This is a genomic window from Bosea vaviloviae (assembly GCF_001741865.1).
Lineage (GTDB): Bacteria > Pseudomonadota > Alphaproteobacteria > Rhizobiales > Beijerinckiaceae > Allobosea > Allobosea vaviloviae.
On sequence record NZ_CP017147.1, the window covers coordinates 2,781,572 to 2,798,962 of the forward strand.

At 65.9% G+C, this 17,391-nt stretch carries 16 protein-coding genes; 9 read left to right on the forward strand and 7 right to left on the reverse strand.

Translation table 11 applies throughout. The features are described 5' to 3' along the window. Window positions 1-185: 185 nt before the first annotated feature. The 7 genes from BHK69_RS12915 to BHK69_RS12945 all read right to left on the reverse strand — a co-directional run bounded on the left by BHK69_RS12915 (window position 186) and on the right by BHK69_RS12945 (window position 11,243). The gene (locus tag BHK69_RS12915) at window positions 186-2,456 is read right to left on the reverse strand and encodes a PAS domain-containing sensor histidine kinase (RefSeq protein WP_244548487.1); all 2,271 of its coding nucleotides are present in this window, start codon (window positions 2,454-2,456) and stop codon (window positions 186-188) included. A gap of 271 nt (window positions 2,457-2,727) precedes the next feature. After that, on the reverse strand, window positions 2,728-5,373 hold the full coding sequence (pepN, locus tag BHK69_RS12920; protein WP_069690461.1) for an aminopeptidase N: 2,646 nt from the start codon (window positions 5,371-5,373) through the stop codon (window positions 2,728-2,730). Between the two features lie 147 nt (window positions 5,374-5,520). Beyond that, window positions 5,521-7,626, reverse strand: a complete 2,106-nt coding sequence (locus BHK69_RS12925) for an alpha/beta hydrolase (protein ID WP_069690462.1) — start codon at window positions 7,624-7,626, stop codon at window positions 5,521-5,523. Window positions 7,627-7,630: 4 nt separating this feature from the next. Next, the gene (locus BHK69_RS12930; protein WP_083269313.1) at window positions 7,631-8,245 is read right to left on the reverse strand and encodes a TetR/AcrR family transcriptional regulator; all 615 of its coding nucleotides are present in this window, start codon (window positions 8,243-8,245) and stop codon (window positions 7,631-7,633) included. A 63-nt stretch (window positions 8,246-8,308) separates the two neighbouring features. Next, the gene (mddA, locus tag BHK69_RS12935; protein ID WP_069690463.1) at window positions 8,309-9,091 is read right to left on the reverse strand and encodes a methanethiol S-methyltransferase; all 783 of its coding nucleotides are present in this window, start codon (window positions 9,089-9,091) and stop codon (window positions 8,309-8,311) included. 289 nt (window positions 9,092-9,380) lie between these two features. Then, complete coding sequence (locus tag BHK69_RS12940) at window positions 9,381-9,680, reverse strand: hypothetical protein (RefSeq protein ID WP_069690464.1); 300 nt, start codon at window positions 9,678-9,680, stop codon at window positions 9,381-9,383. A 105-nt stretch (window positions 9,681-9,785) separates the two neighbouring features. Beyond that, window positions 9,786-11,243, reverse strand: a complete 1,458-nt coding sequence (locus BHK69_RS12945; RefSeq protein ID WP_069690465.1) for a cation-efflux pump — start codon at window positions 11,241-11,243, stop codon at window positions 9,786-9,788. A 193-nt stretch (window positions 11,244-11,436) separates the two neighbouring features. On the opposite strand from BHK69_RS12945, the gene BHK69_RS12950 reads away from it, so the two are divergent. From BHK69_RS12950 to BHK69_RS12990, 9 genes are all read left to right on the forward strand, one after another. Beyond that, a complete protein-coding gene (locus BHK69_RS12950) occupies window positions 11,437-11,886 on the forward strand; it encodes a VOC family protein (protein ID WP_069690466.1) in 450 nt (149 codons plus the stop codon). A gap of 66 nt (window positions 11,887-11,952) precedes the next feature. Then, a complete protein-coding gene (locus BHK69_RS12955; protein WP_069690467.1) occupies window positions 11,953-12,198 on the forward strand; it encodes a type II toxin-antitoxin system VapB family antitoxin in 246 nt (81 codons plus the stop codon). Next, complete coding sequence (locus BHK69_RS12960; protein WP_069690468.1) at window positions 12,198-12,608, forward strand: type II toxin-antitoxin system VapC family toxin; 411 nt, start codon at window positions 12,198-12,200, stop codon at window positions 12,606-12,608. The genes BHK69_RS12955 and BHK69_RS12960 overlap by 1 nt, the downstream gene beginning before the upstream one ends. Continuing rightward, on the forward strand, window positions 12,598-13,509 hold the full coding sequence (locus tag BHK69_RS12965) for a PfkB family carbohydrate kinase (protein ID WP_158516195.1): 912 nt from the start codon (window positions 12,598-12,600) through the stop codon (window positions 13,507-13,509). The genes BHK69_RS12960 and BHK69_RS12965 overlap by 11 nt, the downstream gene beginning before the upstream one ends. 408 nt (window positions 13,510-13,917) lie before the next feature. After that, window positions 13,918-14,589 (forward strand): dienelactone hydrolase family protein, encoded by a 672-nt coding sequence (locus BHK69_RS12970; protein WP_158516196.1) that lies wholly within the window; start codon window positions 13,918-13,920, stop codon window positions 14,587-14,589. A gap of 119 nt (window positions 14,590-14,708) precedes the next feature. Next, window positions 14,709-15,560: an urease accessory protein UreD gene (locus BHK69_RS12975; RefSeq protein WP_083269316.1), complete on the forward strand. Its 852-nt coding sequence runs from the start codon at window positions 14,709-14,711 to the stop codon at window positions 15,558-15,560. Window positions 15,561-15,570: 10 nt separating this feature from the next. Further along, entirely contained in the window at window positions 15,571-15,903 is a 333-nt protein-coding gene (locus tag BHK69_RS12980; RefSeq protein ID WP_069690470.1) for a hypothetical protein, read from the forward strand. Next, the gene (locus BHK69_RS12985) at window positions 15,900-16,520 is read left to right on the forward strand and encodes an urease subunit gamma (RefSeq protein ID WP_083269318.1); all 621 of its coding nucleotides are present in this window, start codon (window positions 15,900-15,902) and stop codon (window positions 16,518-16,520) included. The genes BHK69_RS12980 and BHK69_RS12985 overlap by 4 nt, the downstream gene beginning before the upstream one ends. Before the next feature lie 15 nt (window positions 16,521-16,535). Then, on the forward strand, window positions 16,536-17,390 hold the full coding sequence (locus tag BHK69_RS12990; RefSeq protein WP_069690471.1) for a DUF1003 domain-containing protein: 855 nt from the start codon (window positions 16,536-16,538) through the stop codon (window positions 17,388-17,390). The last annotated feature ends 1 nt before the right edge of the window (window position 17,391 follow it).

Here is a 17,391-nt window from a genome sequence, read left to right on the forward strand (position 1 = left end):
ATCGAGATCGGGACCCCTTCGTCATGGTCGGGCTTGCCCCGACCATCCACGTCTTCGTGCGTCGAGGCCTGTGTTCAAGACGTGGATGCTCGCCACAAGGGCGAGCATGACGAACCGGAGCAGCCTCGTGATCATGGGTTCCGGGCTCGCCTCTGTGGGCTGCCCCGGAATGACGGCGTGGTTCCTTAGGCCGCCTGGGCGGTGATGCGCCCGGTGCCGCCATCCAGCGGCAGATGCACCATCACGATGGTGCCGGCGCCGATCGATGAGCGCAGGCGCAGCGAGCCGCCATGCAGTTCTGCCAGCGAGCGGGCGATGGCGAGACCGAGCCCTGAGCCCTGATAGCTGCGGGTGAGGTCGCCCTCGACCTGCTCGAAGGGGCGCCCGATACGGTCGATCTTCTCCTTGGGAATGCCGATGCCGGTGTCCTCGATATAGATGTTGAGCGCACCCGGTACCTGGCGCAGCCGCACCGCGACCTGCCCGCCTTCGGGCGTGAACTTGACCGCGTTGTCGATGAGATTGCCGAGGATCTGGTAGAGGGCGTGCGGATCGGCCTCCAGGCGCAGGTCGCGCGGCCCCTCGATGCGCAGCGCAAGGTGCTTGCGGTCGATTTCGCTGCGCGCCTTGAGGACGGCTTCGTCGATGACCAGGCCCACCGCGACGTCGGATTTCTCGAGCCGCATCCGGCCGGCCTCGATGCGGGCCATGTCGAGGACGTCGTTGATGACGCCGAGCAGATAGCCGCCGCTGGAGCGGATATCGCGGACATAGTCGAGATAGCGGTCGCAGCCGAGGCTGCCGAACAGGCCGTTTTCCATGATCTCGGAGAAGCCGATGATGGCGTTGAGCGGCGTGCGCAGTTCATGGCTCATATTGGCCAGGAATTCCGACTTGGCCCGGTTGGCGCTCTCGGCCGCAGCCTTCTGCTCCAGATAGCGCTCGGCCATGTCGGCGAGCTGCTGCGCCTGCGCTTCCAGCTTCTGGCGCGAGGCCTTGAGGTCGGTGACATGCATCAGGAGCTGGTGCTCCGATTGGGTCAGGCGCTCCTCCTGCTGCTTCAGCTTGGTGATGTCGGTGCCGACCGAGACCGAGCCGCCATCCTTGGTGCGGCGGCCGTTGATCTGCAGCCAGCGGCCGTCAGACAGGCGCGCCTCATAGGACGAGGCGCCGACCGTGCCGCGCATGGTGCGCACCGGCTCGCGGTCGATATTGGGCTGGGCGCTCAGCGCCATCAATTGATCATGGCCGATGCCGACCTGGAGCAGTTCCGAGGGGAGCTGGTGGAGCTGCTGGTACTTCGCGTTGCACAGGACGAGGCGGTTATCGGCATCCCAGAGCACGAAGGCCTCGGAGATCGCCTCGACGGCGTCGCGCAGGCGGGCGTCGGCGGTCGCCGTGCGCTCGGCCATGTTGCGCTGCTCGGAGATGTCGACGGCGATGCCGACGAGATGCTGCGAATGGGTCCGGCGGTCGATCACGAGTTCGGCCCGGGCCTTGAGCCAGACCCATTCGCCGGAGGCGCCGCGCACGCGGAACTCCTGGTCGAGATGCTCGGCTTCGCCGCGGCTGATCGCATCGGCGAGCGCGTAGAGATCGACATCGTCGGGATGGATGAAGGCGCTGACCTCGCCGAAGGACATGTAGTCGCCGGAGCGGTCATAGCCGAGCATGGCGTACATCGAATCCGACCAGTAGATCCGGCCACGCGCCAGATCCCAGTCCCACAGGCCGCAATGGCCGCGGTTCAGGGCGGAGTCGATGCGCTGGCGCACGCGGTCGCAATCCTCGTCGGCCGCCGAGGCTCGCCGCGATTGCAGGATGAAGGCGAGGGTGAGGGCGACGAGCACGAGCGCGGCTGAGCCGATCAGCGCCAGGAGCGCGCTGCGGCGCTGCTGCCAGGTCGCGAGCGCCCGGGACACGGGCTGCATCACCGCGACCTGGCCGAGCGGGGCCGGAAGATTGCGGACGGTCGCGAACACCTCGGTCGCGCCCGGCAGGGTGATGCGCATCACGCCGGCGCGGTCGCCGAACACGGTCAGCGGCTGGGTCTGGCCGAGGAGGTCGACCAGCGTGCGCTGGGTCTGGCCGATGACGGGCTCGCTGGCGATGACCTGCCCGTCGGCTGCGCTGACATGGACGATGCGGCCATGGGGGGCGAGGTGCTTGGAGGCCAGCGTTGCAAGAAGAGACGCAGGCGAGGCGCCGGTCTGGACGGCGATCTCAAGTTCTCGCACGATCAGCGCCGAGACGAGGTCGATGTCGCCTGCAGCATCGACCAGGGCGTCATCTCGCATGGCCGAGGTTTGAACCAGGGCCCCGGCGCCCAGGATGAGCATGAACACGGCGACGAGCGCCGGCAAGACTTTGCGGAAGATCGGTTCGAGGCTCTCGAAACGCCGATAAAGCGGGTGCGTCAGCGATCTGGCGACCCCCAGAATCGTGTCTGCGCGCATAGATGCGCAGCTCGCGTTGGCACGCGTCATGCCCGTCCCCCTTCGGATATTCGGTACCGTCAGTAAGATCGGGAGACGTGCCGCATCCCCTCGAATCACTTTGAGTTGAATCCGCGCGGGCCGGTTTGTCTAGCCTTGAGTTGAATCGGAGTGCAAGAATTCGCCTCCAGGTTGTAGCGATCGAATCAATGAATCCTGTACGGGTAATGAAACGTTAACGTTTCGGGCAAGCGGCCCCTCAGTGCCCGTCTGGGCCGCTCCTCGATGCCGTTCAGGCGAGCGCGCGCTCGGCGATATCGGCGACGTCCCGCGACAATCCAGGCGTCCGCGCGACCAGCGCCAGAGACGCCTGAGCGAGATCCTTGCGGACGGGTTCGAGCATCTTCCAGCTCTTGAACGAGCCGAGCAGGCGCGAGGCGACCTGGGGGTTGGTCCGGTCGAGCGCGATGACCATGTCGGCGACGAATTCGTAGCCTGCGCCGTCGGCCCGGTTGAACTGGGTCAGGTTCGCCGCGAAGCCGCCGATCAGGGCGCGCACGCGGTTGGGATTGCCGAGCGAGAAGGCCTTGTTCTGCATCAATCGCTTGACGCGGTCGAGCGTACCCGGTTCGGCGATCAGCGCCTGCGCCATCAGCCATTTGTCGAGCACCAGCGGTTCGCTGGCATAGATCTCGGCGAAGCGCCCGATCAAGTGCTCGCGCGCATCGCCGGGGATCAGCGTCATGGCCGCGAGCGCGGCCAGCCGGTCGGTCAGGTTGTCGGCGCTCGAAAACTGCTGCTCAACCAGCCGGGCTCCCGCCTCGGGAGCGGCGATGGCGATCAGCCCGAGCGCCTCGTTGCGTAGGGCGCGGCGGCCGGCGGAGGCCGCATCGGGAGCGTAGGCGGCCTTCTTGGCGAGCGTGTCGCGCAGACCGACCAGCGTCGCTTCCAGCGCCTGTCCGATCGCACCCGACAGGCTGCGATGGGCGCCATAGATCGCATCGGGATCGACATCGCCGCCGATCTCGCGGGCGATGTCGGCCGGGGCCGGCAGGCGCAGCACCTGGGCGGCGAAGGCTGGGTCGGCAAGCCCCTGTTCGCGCAGGAAGCGGTCGAGCGCGCCGGCGATCTCGGCCGCCTTCGCCAAGAGGACGGCGCCGTCGGTGCCGGGGCGCCCGGCAGCGACCAGGGCCCGCGTCGCCACGCTCTGCAGCGCCTGCCAGCGGTTGAAGGAATCGCTGTCGGCCGAAAACAGGCGCAGCAAATCGGCGTCGGAGAGATCGAGCTCGAGCCGCACCGGCGCCGAGAAACCACGCAGCAGCGAGGGGATCGGCGCTTCCGCGACATCGCTGAAGACCACCGAAAGCGAGGGCCGGTCGAGCACGATCAAACCGTCGTCGGCATAGGCGCTCGATCCGGTCGTCAGGGGCAGGTCGCCATCCCGGCCGACGAGACCGAGCGCGACCGGCAGCACCACCGGCTGCTTCGTCGTCTGGCCCGGCGTCGGCGGGGTCGTCTGGGCGAGGTCGAGCGTGTAGCGCTTCGCCCGCGCGTCATAGCGGCCCGAGGCGACGATGGTGGGCGTGCCGGCCTGCTCGTACCAGCGGGCGAAATGGGAAAGGTCCTTGCCCGAGCTCTCGGCGAAGCAGGCGAGGAACTCCTCGATCGTCGCCGCCGTGCCGTCGCAGCGCTCAAAATAGAGGTCCATGCCGCGCTTGAAGGCGTCCGCGCCGATCAGGACCTTGAGCATGCGGATCACCTCCGCGCCCTTCTCATAGACCGTCGGCGTGTAGAAGTTGTTGATTTCCTTGTAGGCGCGCGGCCTGACCGGGTGGGCGAGGGGGCCTGCATCCTCGGAGAACTGCGTCGCGCGCAGCGTGCGCACATCAGCGATGCGCTTCACCGGGCGCGAGCGCTCGTCGGCGGAGAACTCCTGGTCGCGGAAGACGGTGAGGCCCTCCTTCAGGCAGAGCTGGAACCAGTCGCGGCAGGTGATGCGGTTGCCGGTCCAGTTGTGGAAATACTCATGCGCGATGATCGCCTCGATCGAGGCATAGTCGCCATCGGTGGCGGTCTGCGGGTCGGCCAGCACATATTTGTCGTTGAAGATGTTGAGGCCCTTGTTCTCCATCGCACCCATGTTGAAATCCGACACGGCGACGACGTTGAACACATCGAGATCGTAATTGCGGCCGAAGACACGCTCGTCCCAGCGCATGCAGCGCACCAGCGAATCCAGCGCCCAGCCGGCGCGCCCGGCCTTGCCGGGCTCGACATAGACCGCAAGCTCGACCTGCTGGCCGTCGGCGGTGACGTAGTCCTCGCGAACATGGTCGAGCGCACCGCCAACCAGCGCGAAGAGATAGGCGGGCTTGGGGTGGGGATCGTGCCAGACGGCGAAATGCCGGTCACTGCCGGACACTTCGCCCGTCGCGACGCGGTTGCCGTTGGAGAGCAGCACCGGCGCTTCGGCCTTCGCCGCCTCCAGCCTGACCGTATAGACCGACATCACATCGGGCCGGTCGAGGAAATAGGTGATGCGGCGGAAGCCGTCCGCCTCGCATTGCGTGCAATAGACCTTGGACGAGCGGTAGAGGCCCATCAGCTTGGTGTTGGCGGAGGGGTCGAGCACGGTCTCGATCGTCAGGGTGAAGCCGCGCCGGGGCGGCGCATGAACGGTCAGCGATTGCGGGCCCGCAGTGAAGGCGCTCGCATCGAGCGTGGCGCCGTCCAGCTTGATCTCGCTCAGCACCAGCTCGTCGCCGTCGAGGATCAAGGGGGCGCCCGGCTGGCCGGCCGGGTTGGGCCGCAGGCCGAGCAGGGCGCGCACGCGGGTCTGCTGCGGGGCGAGGCTGATGTCGAGATCGACCGTATCGATCAACCAGTCGGACGGGCGATAGTCCTCGAGGCGGATCAAGGGGGTGTCTTCGGCGCGCATGGACTGACCTGACAGAAGCGACTCTCAAGCCTTGTGTGTAGCCCGAGCCTCCTCCGCTCGAAAGTCCGCGCGCGCCGCAGGGCTGGAGCGTTCTCGGGGCCGGGCCCATGGTCTCTCCCATTGGCTTCGCCATGGCCCGGCTTCGGGTCAGAGGAGATCGGCAAGCATCCGCGCCGCCCGTTGGGCGCCGTCTGCCTCGACCGGCCTGAATTGCGGCGGTGCGTGCAGCGCCGCGACCATGGCCTGCGCGATCATGTCCGGCGTCGCAGTGGCGTAGTCCATACGCTGCCCCGCACCATAACGGTCGAGGCGGTGGGCGACGTGGAAATTCTGCTCGAAATGATTGCGGAGCGGGAAATAGAGAAACGGCGTGCCCGCCGCCGTCAGCTCCATGCAGGTGGTCAGCCCGCCCTGCACCAGTGCGAGATCGCAGGCCGCAAGATGACGGTCGAGGTTCGGCACGAAGGCATGCACTTCGACGCCGGCTGGCGCCTTGAGCGAGGCAGGGTCGATGCGCGGACCGGCGACGACGATCATGCGCAGCCCCGGGAGCCGCGCGCTGGCCAGCGCATGGCTTTGCAGGATGCGCCTGATCAGATGCCCGCCGATCCCCGAGCCGCCGACCGTCACGATGCATACGCGCTCGCCGCGATTGTAGCCGAGCCTCTCGCGCAACTCGGCCCGTCCGCCAAAGCTCTCGGGGTGCGCGCCGATGACGTAGCCGGAGAAATCGAAGTGCTTGGGCACCCAATCGCGCATCGCCGGCAGGTCCCGGCCGAAGGACAACGGCGCAATATCCTCGGGATTGCCGACGAAGATGGCACGATCCCGAACACCCGGGTGGCGTCCAATGTGGCCGATCATCTCGGCATTGTAGTCGGCGGTCAGAAAGGCTTCGTGATCGCCTCCCGATGGCATGGGCACGTAGCCGACGAAATCGGTGAGCCAGGCGAGCTTGGCCCTCTTCAGCTCCGGATGCTCGTGCCAATAATGGTCGATGTCCCAGGCCTCATCGGCGATCACGAGATCGTAGCCGCCCCCATCGACGGCATCCTGGAAGATCATGAAATTGGCGATCAGCACCTCATCCATCCGGCGGATGGTCTGGAAGGCATTGAGCTCGTGCTCGCCCGACTCCAGTTCGATGTGCCGCGTCTCGCTGACGAGCCGAGGACTGAGCGGATGGATGAGCTCGCAATGCGCCTCCAGCAGCCGCGTCACCGGGTCCTGCGCCAGCCAGTCGACCCGCAGTTCCGGGTGCAGTTTGCGCAGCTCGCAGGCAATGGCGATGTCGCGGCGACCATGTCCAAGACCGATAGGCGAGGACAGATAGAGCGCCTTCTTTGTCTTCGCGCTCCGCCGGACAGCGCCTTCCCGGGCGGGAATGCCGAGCTTTCGGTCGAGAAAATCGGCGATCAATGTGTTGCACTTTGCCGGATAGCGCCCGAACGGATTATGGCCGCCGCCTGGAATCGCGACGAGCTCGGCGCCGGTCGCCTCCGCCACCGCTTGCGCGCGCGCATAAGGCTGAATCAGATCGTCTTCGCCGTGGATCATCAGCATCGGGCAGCGAATGCTGCGATACATCGCCTCGCTGACATCGAAGGCTGGCGGAAGTGAGCGCGCTTCCACGGTCTTGGCCAGAACGGAACCCGTGGTGCCGCTGGCCCAGCCGATTGCATCCTCGATCTGCTTGGTCGAGTGAGGATCCGAGAAGATGCTGCGGACGAAATAATCTGCGAAGTCGGGATAGTTTCTAAGCCAGTACGCGCGGTTGTACTTGTTCCATCCCTCGAACCGTTCATGCCGGGCGAGAAAATGCTGCGGTGTCGCGTAAGGATATCCGGGGCCTATGCTCGCCGATGTCCCGCCCAGAATCGCCGCTTTCACCCGTTCGGAGTGATGCGCGGCGAGCGCGCAGGCCAGCATGCCGCCAAAGGAAAGACCCACGAGGATGGCCTCACCGGCTTCGGCCGCATCCATGACGGCAAGCGCGTCGGCGAGGTAATTGTCCAGCGCGTACGCAGCGACAGTGGCGGGCCGGTCGGATTTGCCGTTGCCTCGGCCGTCATAGGCTATGCAGCGGAAACGCTCGCTGAAATAGGGCAGCTGCGCCTTGTAGACGCGGGAGTGCACGATGCTCCAAGGCGGCAGGAAAACAATCGTCTCCGGGCCGTCGCCATAGATCTCGTAGTGCAGCTTCACGCCGTCGCGATCGACGAAGCCCTCCTCGCCGGGCAGCTTTGCGCGCATGATGTCACCTCTTCGGCGAAGCTCCTTCCGCCATGCGAATGAGATCACCCACGCGCCGCAAGGATTGGCGCACGGGCGAACCCTGCTTTTCCAGGCCGAGGAGATAAAGGCTCTCCGCCCCGATGAAAGCGTTGGCGACGAGGGCGCCGACCTCCTCGGGCGAGAACCGGCCCAGGCTGCCTATTTCAGGCTCGCTCCTGCGCACGGCATCCACGATGAGATCCACCCAGCCCATGATCCCGGCGCGAATGACCTCGGCGACGGCTTGGTCATGCCAACTGGCGGCGATGAGCTCCTGCAGAACGCGCACATAGCCCGAGCCGATATCGTCGTCGAGATATTGGCAGGCGCGGTCCCATCGCTCCGATAGCGTGAGCGTCGCGTCGCCGAACATGGCGTTCTGGCGACTGAGCAACTGTGCGTTCAGATATTCGAAGAGCGCGAGCACGAGACCCTGCTTGGAGCCGAAGTGATAGTGAATCTGGCTCAGCGGCACACCTGCGGCTGCGGCCACCTCGCGGGTCGACAATCCGGCATAGCCATTCTGGCGCAGCACCTGCTTGGCCGCCTCGAGCAGCGTGATGCTGGTCTCCGGTTTCTTCGACAACGCGCCCGCCATGCCAATCCTTCCAACTCCCGCCGGCACCTCATTCCGAGAAGCGCCAAGGAACATCCGCCGCCGCTATGGGCGCTTCAACCCTGCGGGCGGCGTTTCAGGGGAGCCATCTGCGGCGGCCTTACGCCTGGGAAGCGGAATGAGCATCCATACCTGCTCGCGATAGCGGCGATATTGATCGCCGAACAACCCGATCAGATCGCGTTCCTCGAGATAGATCCCGATCAGGATGTAGCCGGTGGTCGCTACCGCAAACAGCAGATGCCCGGCCGTCATGGCGGGCGTTGCCCAGAAGGCCAGCAGGAAGCCGAGATAGATCGGATGCCGGACCTTCCTGTAGAAAAACGGCGTCTTGAACACCGGCTCAGGCAATGTTCGGCCGCGTAGTCGGGCATGGACCTGGCGCAGGCCGAATAGCTCGAAATGATTGATCAGGAAGGTGCTGATCAGCACGACGGCCCAGCCGACCCAGAAAATGGCCTGCAAGGCTCCGGCGCCGACAGGACCGGTCACCGACCAGACCAGTTCAGGCATCGGCCGCCACTGCCAATAGAGCAGCACCAGCGCCAGGCTCGCGAGCAGCACATAGGTCGTCCGCTCCACCGACTGCGGCACGAAACGCGTCCACCAGCGCTTGAACCCGGGCCGAGCCATGACGCTGTGCTGAATGGCGAAGAGCCCCAGCAAGACCAAGTTGATCAGCAACGCCGGAGCGAGCGGCCCGGCTGCGCCGCTGTCGATCGTCTTGGGCACCGGCAGGTTGCCGACGAAGGCGATGGCGTAAAGGAACGTGCCCAGGAACAGCAGATAGGCCAGCACACCGTACAGAACTGAAGCGATGCCACCCATGGCGATGCCTCCTTGCTGTGGAGCTGCCGAAGACCGCGAGGTTGCGCCTTCGTTCGGTCGAACGACCGATATGGCTTGAACGTAATATCGGTCGACCGACCGAGTCAACTGCCGGATCGATCCTATCCTTCCACGGATCAATCCAAACGGCCCCTGGAGCATTGGCCCCGTGGGAACCGGTTTTCGGGCGAGCCGATGCAGGATCAAAACCCTACCGCATCAGACCGAATACGATGATCGGTCTGATGCGGTAGGCGCGGGGTCAATGCCCCGTCAAAGCCTTAAAAGCTCAACGCCAGCCGGCTTCCTTGTCGCAGGCAGCGCGCGCCGCCGGGTTGCTCTTCTCCCATTGCGTGATCGAGCGGGTCTCGTTGTCGCTCATCTTGTTGTTCATGCAGACGCAGTATTTGCGCACGATCGGCTCGGCCGCGCCGCCGGCATTGTCGATCAGGCATTGCCCGACCCATTTGGCGTCATCGGCGCTCTGGGCCATGGCGGCTTGGCCGGTAAGCCAGGTCTGGCCGGTAAGCAGGGCCTGACCGGCGAGCAGGGCGAATGCGACGGCGGTCGCGAGAATGGCTGGCTTCATCAGTGATGTCCCTCGTCATGCCTCGCTGTTCGGAAGCGACAGCGTTTGGCGGCCGCAACCTCTCACCGGGACGTGGACCAGGAATGCATCAGCTGTGAACGGCGGTCACAATCCGGGCAGCGGATCGGGCGTCGTCGCCATGCGCGCCGGTTCCGCATGGCTGACGAGCCGGCAGACCTGCGGGCGGGCGATCCGAACCGCGCGCTCGATCGCATCGACGGCGGCATGGACGGCCGCGACATTGAGCGCGGGGTCGACGCGGCAGTGGTAGTTCACCACCAGCCCGTTCTTGGTCTGGCGCACGCGGACGCTGTGAATGTCGTGGATCGGCCCGCCGAGCTTCGAGGCTTCGCCCGCCAGGGCCTTGCCGATGTCCTCGACCGTCTCCCAGGCGGCGTTGTGACCGGCCGGCGCGCCGGTCTCCATCGGTTCGATATGGGTCTCGACCTCTGTCTCGCCGCCGAATTCCTCCCGGATCGCCGCTTCCAGCCGGGTCGCGATGTCATGCGCTTCGCCCAGCGGCAATTTGGCGTCGACCTCCATGTCGAGGCTCACCGAGAGCCGCCCGCCAATGGTGTGGACGGTGACGTGATGCACCGGGATCTTGAGCTTGAGCGCGATCAACAGCACCTTCTCCAGCGCGGTCTCGTCATCGACCTGGATCGGGTTGGCGGCGATGGTGATCTCGGCGCCGGGCTCTTCCTTCTCGACGGCGTCGAGCAGCGCCTGCTTGATCGCCACGACCCGGTCGAGCGGCAAGGTGCGCGAGACGCGGATGCCGATCTCGCCATAGGTTCGCCCGCCGGCCGGGCGGACCCTGATCCAGTCGATCGCCACGATGCCCGGCACGGCGGCCGCGATCTTGTTCAAGCGCTCGCTGACGCCTTCCGGCGCGGCATCCATCAAGGTGTTGATGGTTCGCCGGGCGAGCCTGAAGGCGGAAAAGGCGGTGAAGGCGGCGATCGCGAAGGTGGCGATCGTGTCGGCGCGCGGCGCGCCGGCCCAGACGCCGATCAGGCCGGCGAGCACCAGCGCGGAGCCAACGAAATCCGTCGAGAAATGCGTCGCCTCGCCGGCCAGCGCCTCGCTGCCGGTCTCCTTGGCGACGCGGCTGAGCGAGCGCCAGCGCAAAGCATCGACCGTCATCGAGAGCAGCATCACGCCGATGACCACGGGCGTGACGGCGACATATTCGGCGATGCCGAGCCACAGCCGCGAACCCGCCTCCCAGAGGATCGCGCCGGCGAGCGTGAACAGGATCGCGGTCTCGACCAGGGCGGCCAGCGCCTCGAGCTTGCCATGGCCGTAATGGTGCTCCTCATCCGCCGGCTTGTCGGCGGCATGGACGGCAAACCAGGTGAACAGGGTCGAGCCGATATCGACCAGGCCCTGGAGGGCGTCGGTCAGCAGGGCCAGCGAGCCCGAGATCATCGCCGCCACGACCTTCGCGGCTGTGAGCAGGATGGTGGCCATCACGGACAGCATCGCCGCGCGGCGCTTGATCGCGCTGATCTGCAGCGCGGTCGGCGCCGGCCGCACCTCTGCGTCGTCCGTTCTCGTCATGGCAAATCCCGTATCGGGCTGTCATCAATGGTCAGAGCAGGATTTGGGGCCAAAACAGGGCTTGGTCCGAAAACCGGTTCCCACTCTTTGGTGTCATGCTCTAGGAATGCGCAGGGTTTGGCCCGATCCGGGATCGAGATCAACCCGCCCATAATTGAAAACCCGCCATGATCGAAACAAGAGGCAGTCCACGATGCGCTTTCTCCACACCATGGTCCGCGTCACCGATCTCGACGCAGCGCTCGATTTCTACGTGACCAAATTCGGGCTGGTCGAGACCCGCCGCATCGAGAACGAAAAAGGTCGCTTCACGCTGGTCTTCCTGGCCGCGCCCGACGAGGTCGAGACCGTCAGGGAGCAGGGCAGCCGCGGCCGCCCGACGCTGGAACTCACTTATAACTGGGATCCGGAGGTCTATACCGGCGGCCGCAATTTCGGTCACCTCGCTTATGAGGTCGACGATATCTACGCCACCTGCGACAAGCTCATGAAGGCCGGCGTCACCATCAACCGGCCGCCGCGCGACGGCAACATGGCCTTCATCCGCTCGCCCGACAACATCTCGATCGAGATCCTGCAGAAGGGCGATCCCAAGCCGCCGGCCGAGCCCTGGACGAGCATGCCGAACACCGGGGCTTGGTGAGGGCGGTCCGGCATTTGGGTTGCGATAGCCTCCATGATATCATCCGGTGATATCATGGAGGCTGGCATGGGTATTCTCGTCCGGGATCCGAAGATCGACCGCATGGTCCGCGAGCTCGCGGAGCGTGACGGGATCAGCTTGCAGGCCGCGATCGGCATGGCCGTGGAGCGCGAGCTGAAGCGCCGCGAGGAGCGGCGCCGGCAAATCGAGGAGGCGACTCGCAAGGCGCAGGAGATGCTGGCGGCCTATCCGACGGTCGATGACGGCCTGACGCACAAGGAATTCTTCGACCGCGAATACGGCGACGCCTGATGTTCCTGGATGCGTCGGTCATCGTAGCCAATCTGCTCGAAGAGGCGGAGGCCGTCGCGATCAGAGAGGCCCTATTGAATGAGAACGAGTTGGTGACGTCGCCGCTTGCAATGTTCGAGGCGTCGACACGCCTCGCCGCAGTGAAGCGCCTCAGCATCGACGATGGGTATCGCGTGGTTCAGGCCTTCTTGGAGGACGCGAATATCCGCGTTGCCGCGATCGACGCGGAGGTTGGTCGGATCGCGCATCGTTGTGCCGCCCTCTATCATCATTCCACCGGCCATCGCGCGCGCCTCAACATGGGCGATTGCTTCGCCTATGCTTCCGCCCGCGCCGCTGGCGCGCGGCTCGCCTATAAGGGCGACGACTTCGTCCACACCGATATCGAAGGTCAGCGCTTTGGCTCCTGAACCTGCTCGCCCCGGCGTCTTCTCCCTCGGCATCGCCACGCTCGATTATGTCTACAGCGTCGAGACCATGCCGACGCGCGGCGAAAAATATCGCTCGCGCGACCTCGCCGTGGTCGGCGGCGGCTGCGCCGGCAACGCCTCGGTCGCGATCGCGCGGCTCGGCGGCCGTTCTTGGCTGGCGACGCGGCTCGCCGACGACCTGACCGGGGACCAGATCGTCGCTGAACTCAGAGGCGAGGGCGTCGACACCGGCTTCTCCCTCCGCGCGCCCGGCCTGCGCTCGCCGGTCTCCGCCATCCTGGTCGATGCCGAAGGCGAGCGCATGGTGATCTCCTATTCCGATCCCGCCATGCCGATGACGACGGATTGGCTGCCCGGGAGCCTGCCCGAGGGGGCGGGCGCGGTGCTGGCCGATACGCGCTGGGGCGAGGGCGCGCTCGCCGTCCTGACCCTGGCACGCAAGGCCGGCCTCCCCGGTGTGCTCGACGCCGACCGCAAGCCGCCCCATCCCGATCTCGTCGCGACCGCGAGCCACGTCGCCTTCAGCGCGCAGGCGCTGCAGGAGTTGTCGGAGGAGGACGACCCGCGCCTCGGCCTCGCAAAGATCGCCCGCGACGCTACCACCTGGCTTGCGGTGACGCTCGGCAAGGACGGCGTGCTCTTCGTCGAGAATGGCGAGACCGCGCATATCCCCGCCTTTGCCGTCGCGGCGGTCGATACGCTGGGCGCAGGCGATGTCTGGCACGGCGCCTTCGCGCTGGCGCTGGCGGAGGGGCAAGGCGAGCGCGCGGCGATCCGTTTCGCCTCAGCGACCGCCGCGATCAAATGCACGCGCTTCGGCGGCCGCGCCGGCGCACCCCGGCGCGAGGAGGTCGAGCGCTTTCTGGCGCAGGCCGGCTGAGAAAGCGACCGGGTCAGTTCGCGTTCAAGAGTCTTTTCCATCCAGCCAGAGCCGTCATTGCGAGGAGCGTGAGCGACGAAGCAATCCAGGAGGGCTCACGCAAACCTCTGGATTGCTTCGCTTCGCTCGCAATGACGGAGTGGGGCCGGCCAAAATCATCAGGCTCGGAGAGATCGTTTGTCCCCATCGTCCCACATCCTGACGAACGCTCTGCAAGAGTGCGTCTCGAAGGATATTCCAGCTTGCACGGGAGTCTCCTGGAGCGTCCTTCGAGACGCCGCTTCGCGGCTCCTCAGGATGAGAGCTGGAGTTTCCAGACAGTTTTTGAAAGCGCTGGCTGCCTTCGCGTGGTTCTGGCTCGTAATGGCCACGGCCTCGGCGACGGAGGTCTCCCGCCGAGAGATCGACGTGCCCACCCCGACCGGGTCCGTGGCGATGGAAGCCTATGAACGCCAAGGGCCGGAGCCGCGCCCCGCTATCGTCATCCTGAGCGGCAGCAAGGGCTTCGGCTCGCCCGCCTATGGCGAGATGGCGCAGGCGTTCAATGCGGCCGGGCTCGACGTTTTCCTTCTGCATGTCCTGTCGCGGGAGGATGTGCGGGCAATCGCCGGAGCTGATGGCGCTGCGGCGCGGAAGCGATACTACGCGCAGCGTCTTCCGGATTGGATCGGCTCCGCGCGCGCCGCTGCCGCCTTCCTGAAAGCCCGGCCTCGCCATGCCGGGGCAATCGGCCTGCTCGGCATATCGCTGGGCGCGAATGTGGCGGCCGCAAGCGCCGTCGGCAATGCCGACATCGCGGCCCTGGTCCTGGTCGATGGTGGATTTCCCGAGGGCTACTCCCGGCAGGTTCGCGCGCTTCCGCCCTTGCGCCTGATCTGGGGCGCCGCCGATCGGGTTTTCCCGCTGTCCCTGGGGCGAGATCTGGAGCGGATGGCGCGGGGGCTGGGCGGAACGGCAAGCCTCGACGTCTATGACGGCGCCGGGCATGATTTCTTTCTCCGCCCGGGAACCAGCCAGGCCAGGGCCGCACATCAGAGCGCGGCGGATTTCCTGCAGCGACGGCTGGCGCAACGACCCTGACTGGCGGCGGTTCGCGGTGAAGTTCTGCCTGAAATTTAGGCAGGCGAGATCGCGCAAGCCCTTGCCCGGACAAGAGCCGCGCGGAAGATTGGCGGCGTTCGCTCGTTTCAAGGTTTGCCATGTTCGCGCCGCCCGTGCCGGCAGCCAGTGACCCGCTCCTGCCGGCCTATGTGCGGGCAGACGGAGGCGTGCGATTGCGCTTCGGCCGGGTCGGAGCGCGGACGCATCGTCTCGAGCTGGCGGAATCGGGCGGCTACCGCGCCCGCTTTCCCACGACCTTCGACGCGAGCTGCGAGGCCGTGCTGATCAACACCGGCGGCGGCATGGCCGGCGGCGATGCGATGCGGATCGCAGCAGTGCTGGAGGCCGGCAGCGACGCGGTCATCACCAGCCAGGCCGCCGAGAAGATCTATCGCAGCCAGGGCACTGAGACCCGCATCGAGACGGCGCTCACGCTCAAGGCGGGCGCGAGCCTGGCCTGGCTGCCGCAGGAAAGCATCCTGTTCTCGGGCGCGCGGCTCGCACGCAAGCTGACGATCGATCTCGCGGCGGATGCAAGGCTGGTCGCCTGTGAATCGGTCTTCTTCGGCCGCAGCGCCATGGGCGAGGCGATGCTGAGCGGTTCGTTGCGTGATCGCTGGCGCATCCGGCGTGAGGGCAAGCTGATCTTCGCCGATGATCTGCGGCTCGAAGGGGCTGTGGCGGCGAGCCTTGCGCGCCCTGCGATCGCGGCTGGCGCGCGCGCCTCCGCCACGCTGGTCGCAGTGGGGCCTGAGCATCTCGCAGGGCTCGACGATGTGCGTGGGCTGCTCGCGGATGCCCTTCCCGATGTCGAAGCGGGCGCCGGCATTGTCTCCGATCTGCTGGTGATCCGTCTGCTCTCTCCGGATGCACAGGCGCTCCGTCGCGTCCTCGTCACGCTGCTCGGGCATTTGACCGGTCGTGCGCTGCCGCGCACCTGGTCAATTTGAGGAGAGCATCATGCTGGCGATCCATGGTCTGAAATGCATCTATGACACCGGCGCGCGCGGGTGGGCGGTCGAGCTTGCCTTGAGCGGCGAGGGCGAGGAGGCGGTGCGCCGCTTCGATGTCGATGGCCCCGATGATGCGGAGATGCTGATCGAAGCCTTCGACGAATCGACTTCCAGCAGCTTCGACCCCGCCACCGGCGAGATCGTCTTCGCCTATGAATATGCCGAGCTTGACGGCGATGAGGACGAGGACGACGAGTCCGAGGAAGACGGCGACGAAGACGAGGAGGAGGTCGCCGAAGACGAAACCTCCGAGGATGAAGACAAAAAGGTGAAGGCATGAATCTGACGCCGCGCGAAAAGGACAAGCTGCTCGTCGCCATGGCTGCCATGGTGGCGCGGCGAAGGCTCGAGCGCGGCGTCAAGCTGAACTATCCCGAAGCCGTCGCGCTCATCACCGACTACGTCGTCGAAGGTGCGCGCGACGGCAGATCGGTCGCCGATCTGATGGAGGCCGGCGCCCATGTCATCACGGCCGACCAGGTCATGGACGGCATCGCTGAATTGATCCACGACGTCCAGGTCGAGGCGACCTTTCCCGACGGCACCAAGCTCGTCACCGTGCATGAGCCGATCCGCGGCTCGGCCGGCAGGCTCAAGCCCGGCGAGGTCACGACGCTGCCGGGCGATCTGATCATGAATGAGGGCCGCGAGAGCCTGACGCTGACCGTCGCCAATAGCGGCGACAGGCCGATCCAGATCGGCTCGCATTATCATTTCTACGAGGCCAACCCGGCGCTGCGCTTCGAGCGCGACAAGGCGCGCGGTTTCCGGCTCGACATCCCGGCCGGCACGGCGGTGCGCTTCGAGCCCGGCCAGACCCGCGAGGTGAGATTGGTGGCGCTCGCCGGCAAGCGCGAGGTCTATGGCTTCCGCCAGGATGTGATGGGCAAGCTTTGAACGGGCCGGTTGGTAATGAGTGATATCCTGAACGAGGCCGAGCTGCCGCCTGCCGAGGCGGTGGCGCAGCTCAGCAAGAAAAAGGGCGTCTGCGCGCTCACCGGCGTCGAGATGGCGCGCAAGAACCTCGTCGTCCTCGACAGCCTGCGGCCGACGCTGGCCGAGCATATCAGGCGCGATTTTCCCGAGCTCGAAGACCACAGCCTGATCAGCGTCAAGGAGCTGGCGCGCTATCGCACGCGCTATGTCGAGGAGATCCTGCGCGAGGAGCACGGCGAATATTCCGATCTCGACCGCGAGGTCGCCGAGAGCATCGCGCGGCAGGAGACCATCGCCGAGAACATCGAGGATGATTTCGAAGAGCATCGCACGCTGGGCGAGCGCCTCTCCGACGGTCTCGCCAAGTTCGGTGGCTCCTGGTCCTTCCTGATCAGCTTCGGCATGGTCCTGGTCGTCTGGATGGCGATCAATGCGATCATCGGCGAGGGCAAGGCCTTCGATCCCTATCCCTTCATCCTGCTCAATCTCCTGCTGTCCTGCATTGCCGCGATCCAGGCGCCGATCATCATGATGAGCCAGAAGCGGCAGGAGGAGAAAGATCGCCTGCGCTCATCGAACGACTATCAGGTCAACCTCAAGGCCGAGCTCGAAATCCGCCATCTCCACGAGAAGATGGACCACCTGATCACGCGGCAATGGCAGCGCCTGGCCGAGATCCAGCAGGTCCAGCTCGAATTGCTGCAGGACCAGCAGGCGATCAAGCCGAAACGGCCGAAGGTGGTGGTCAGGAAGGCGAAGAAGAGACCGAAGCCGAAGCCGGCTCTTGTCGACGCGCCGGACGCTGGGGCGACCAGGACGGAGAATACCTGAA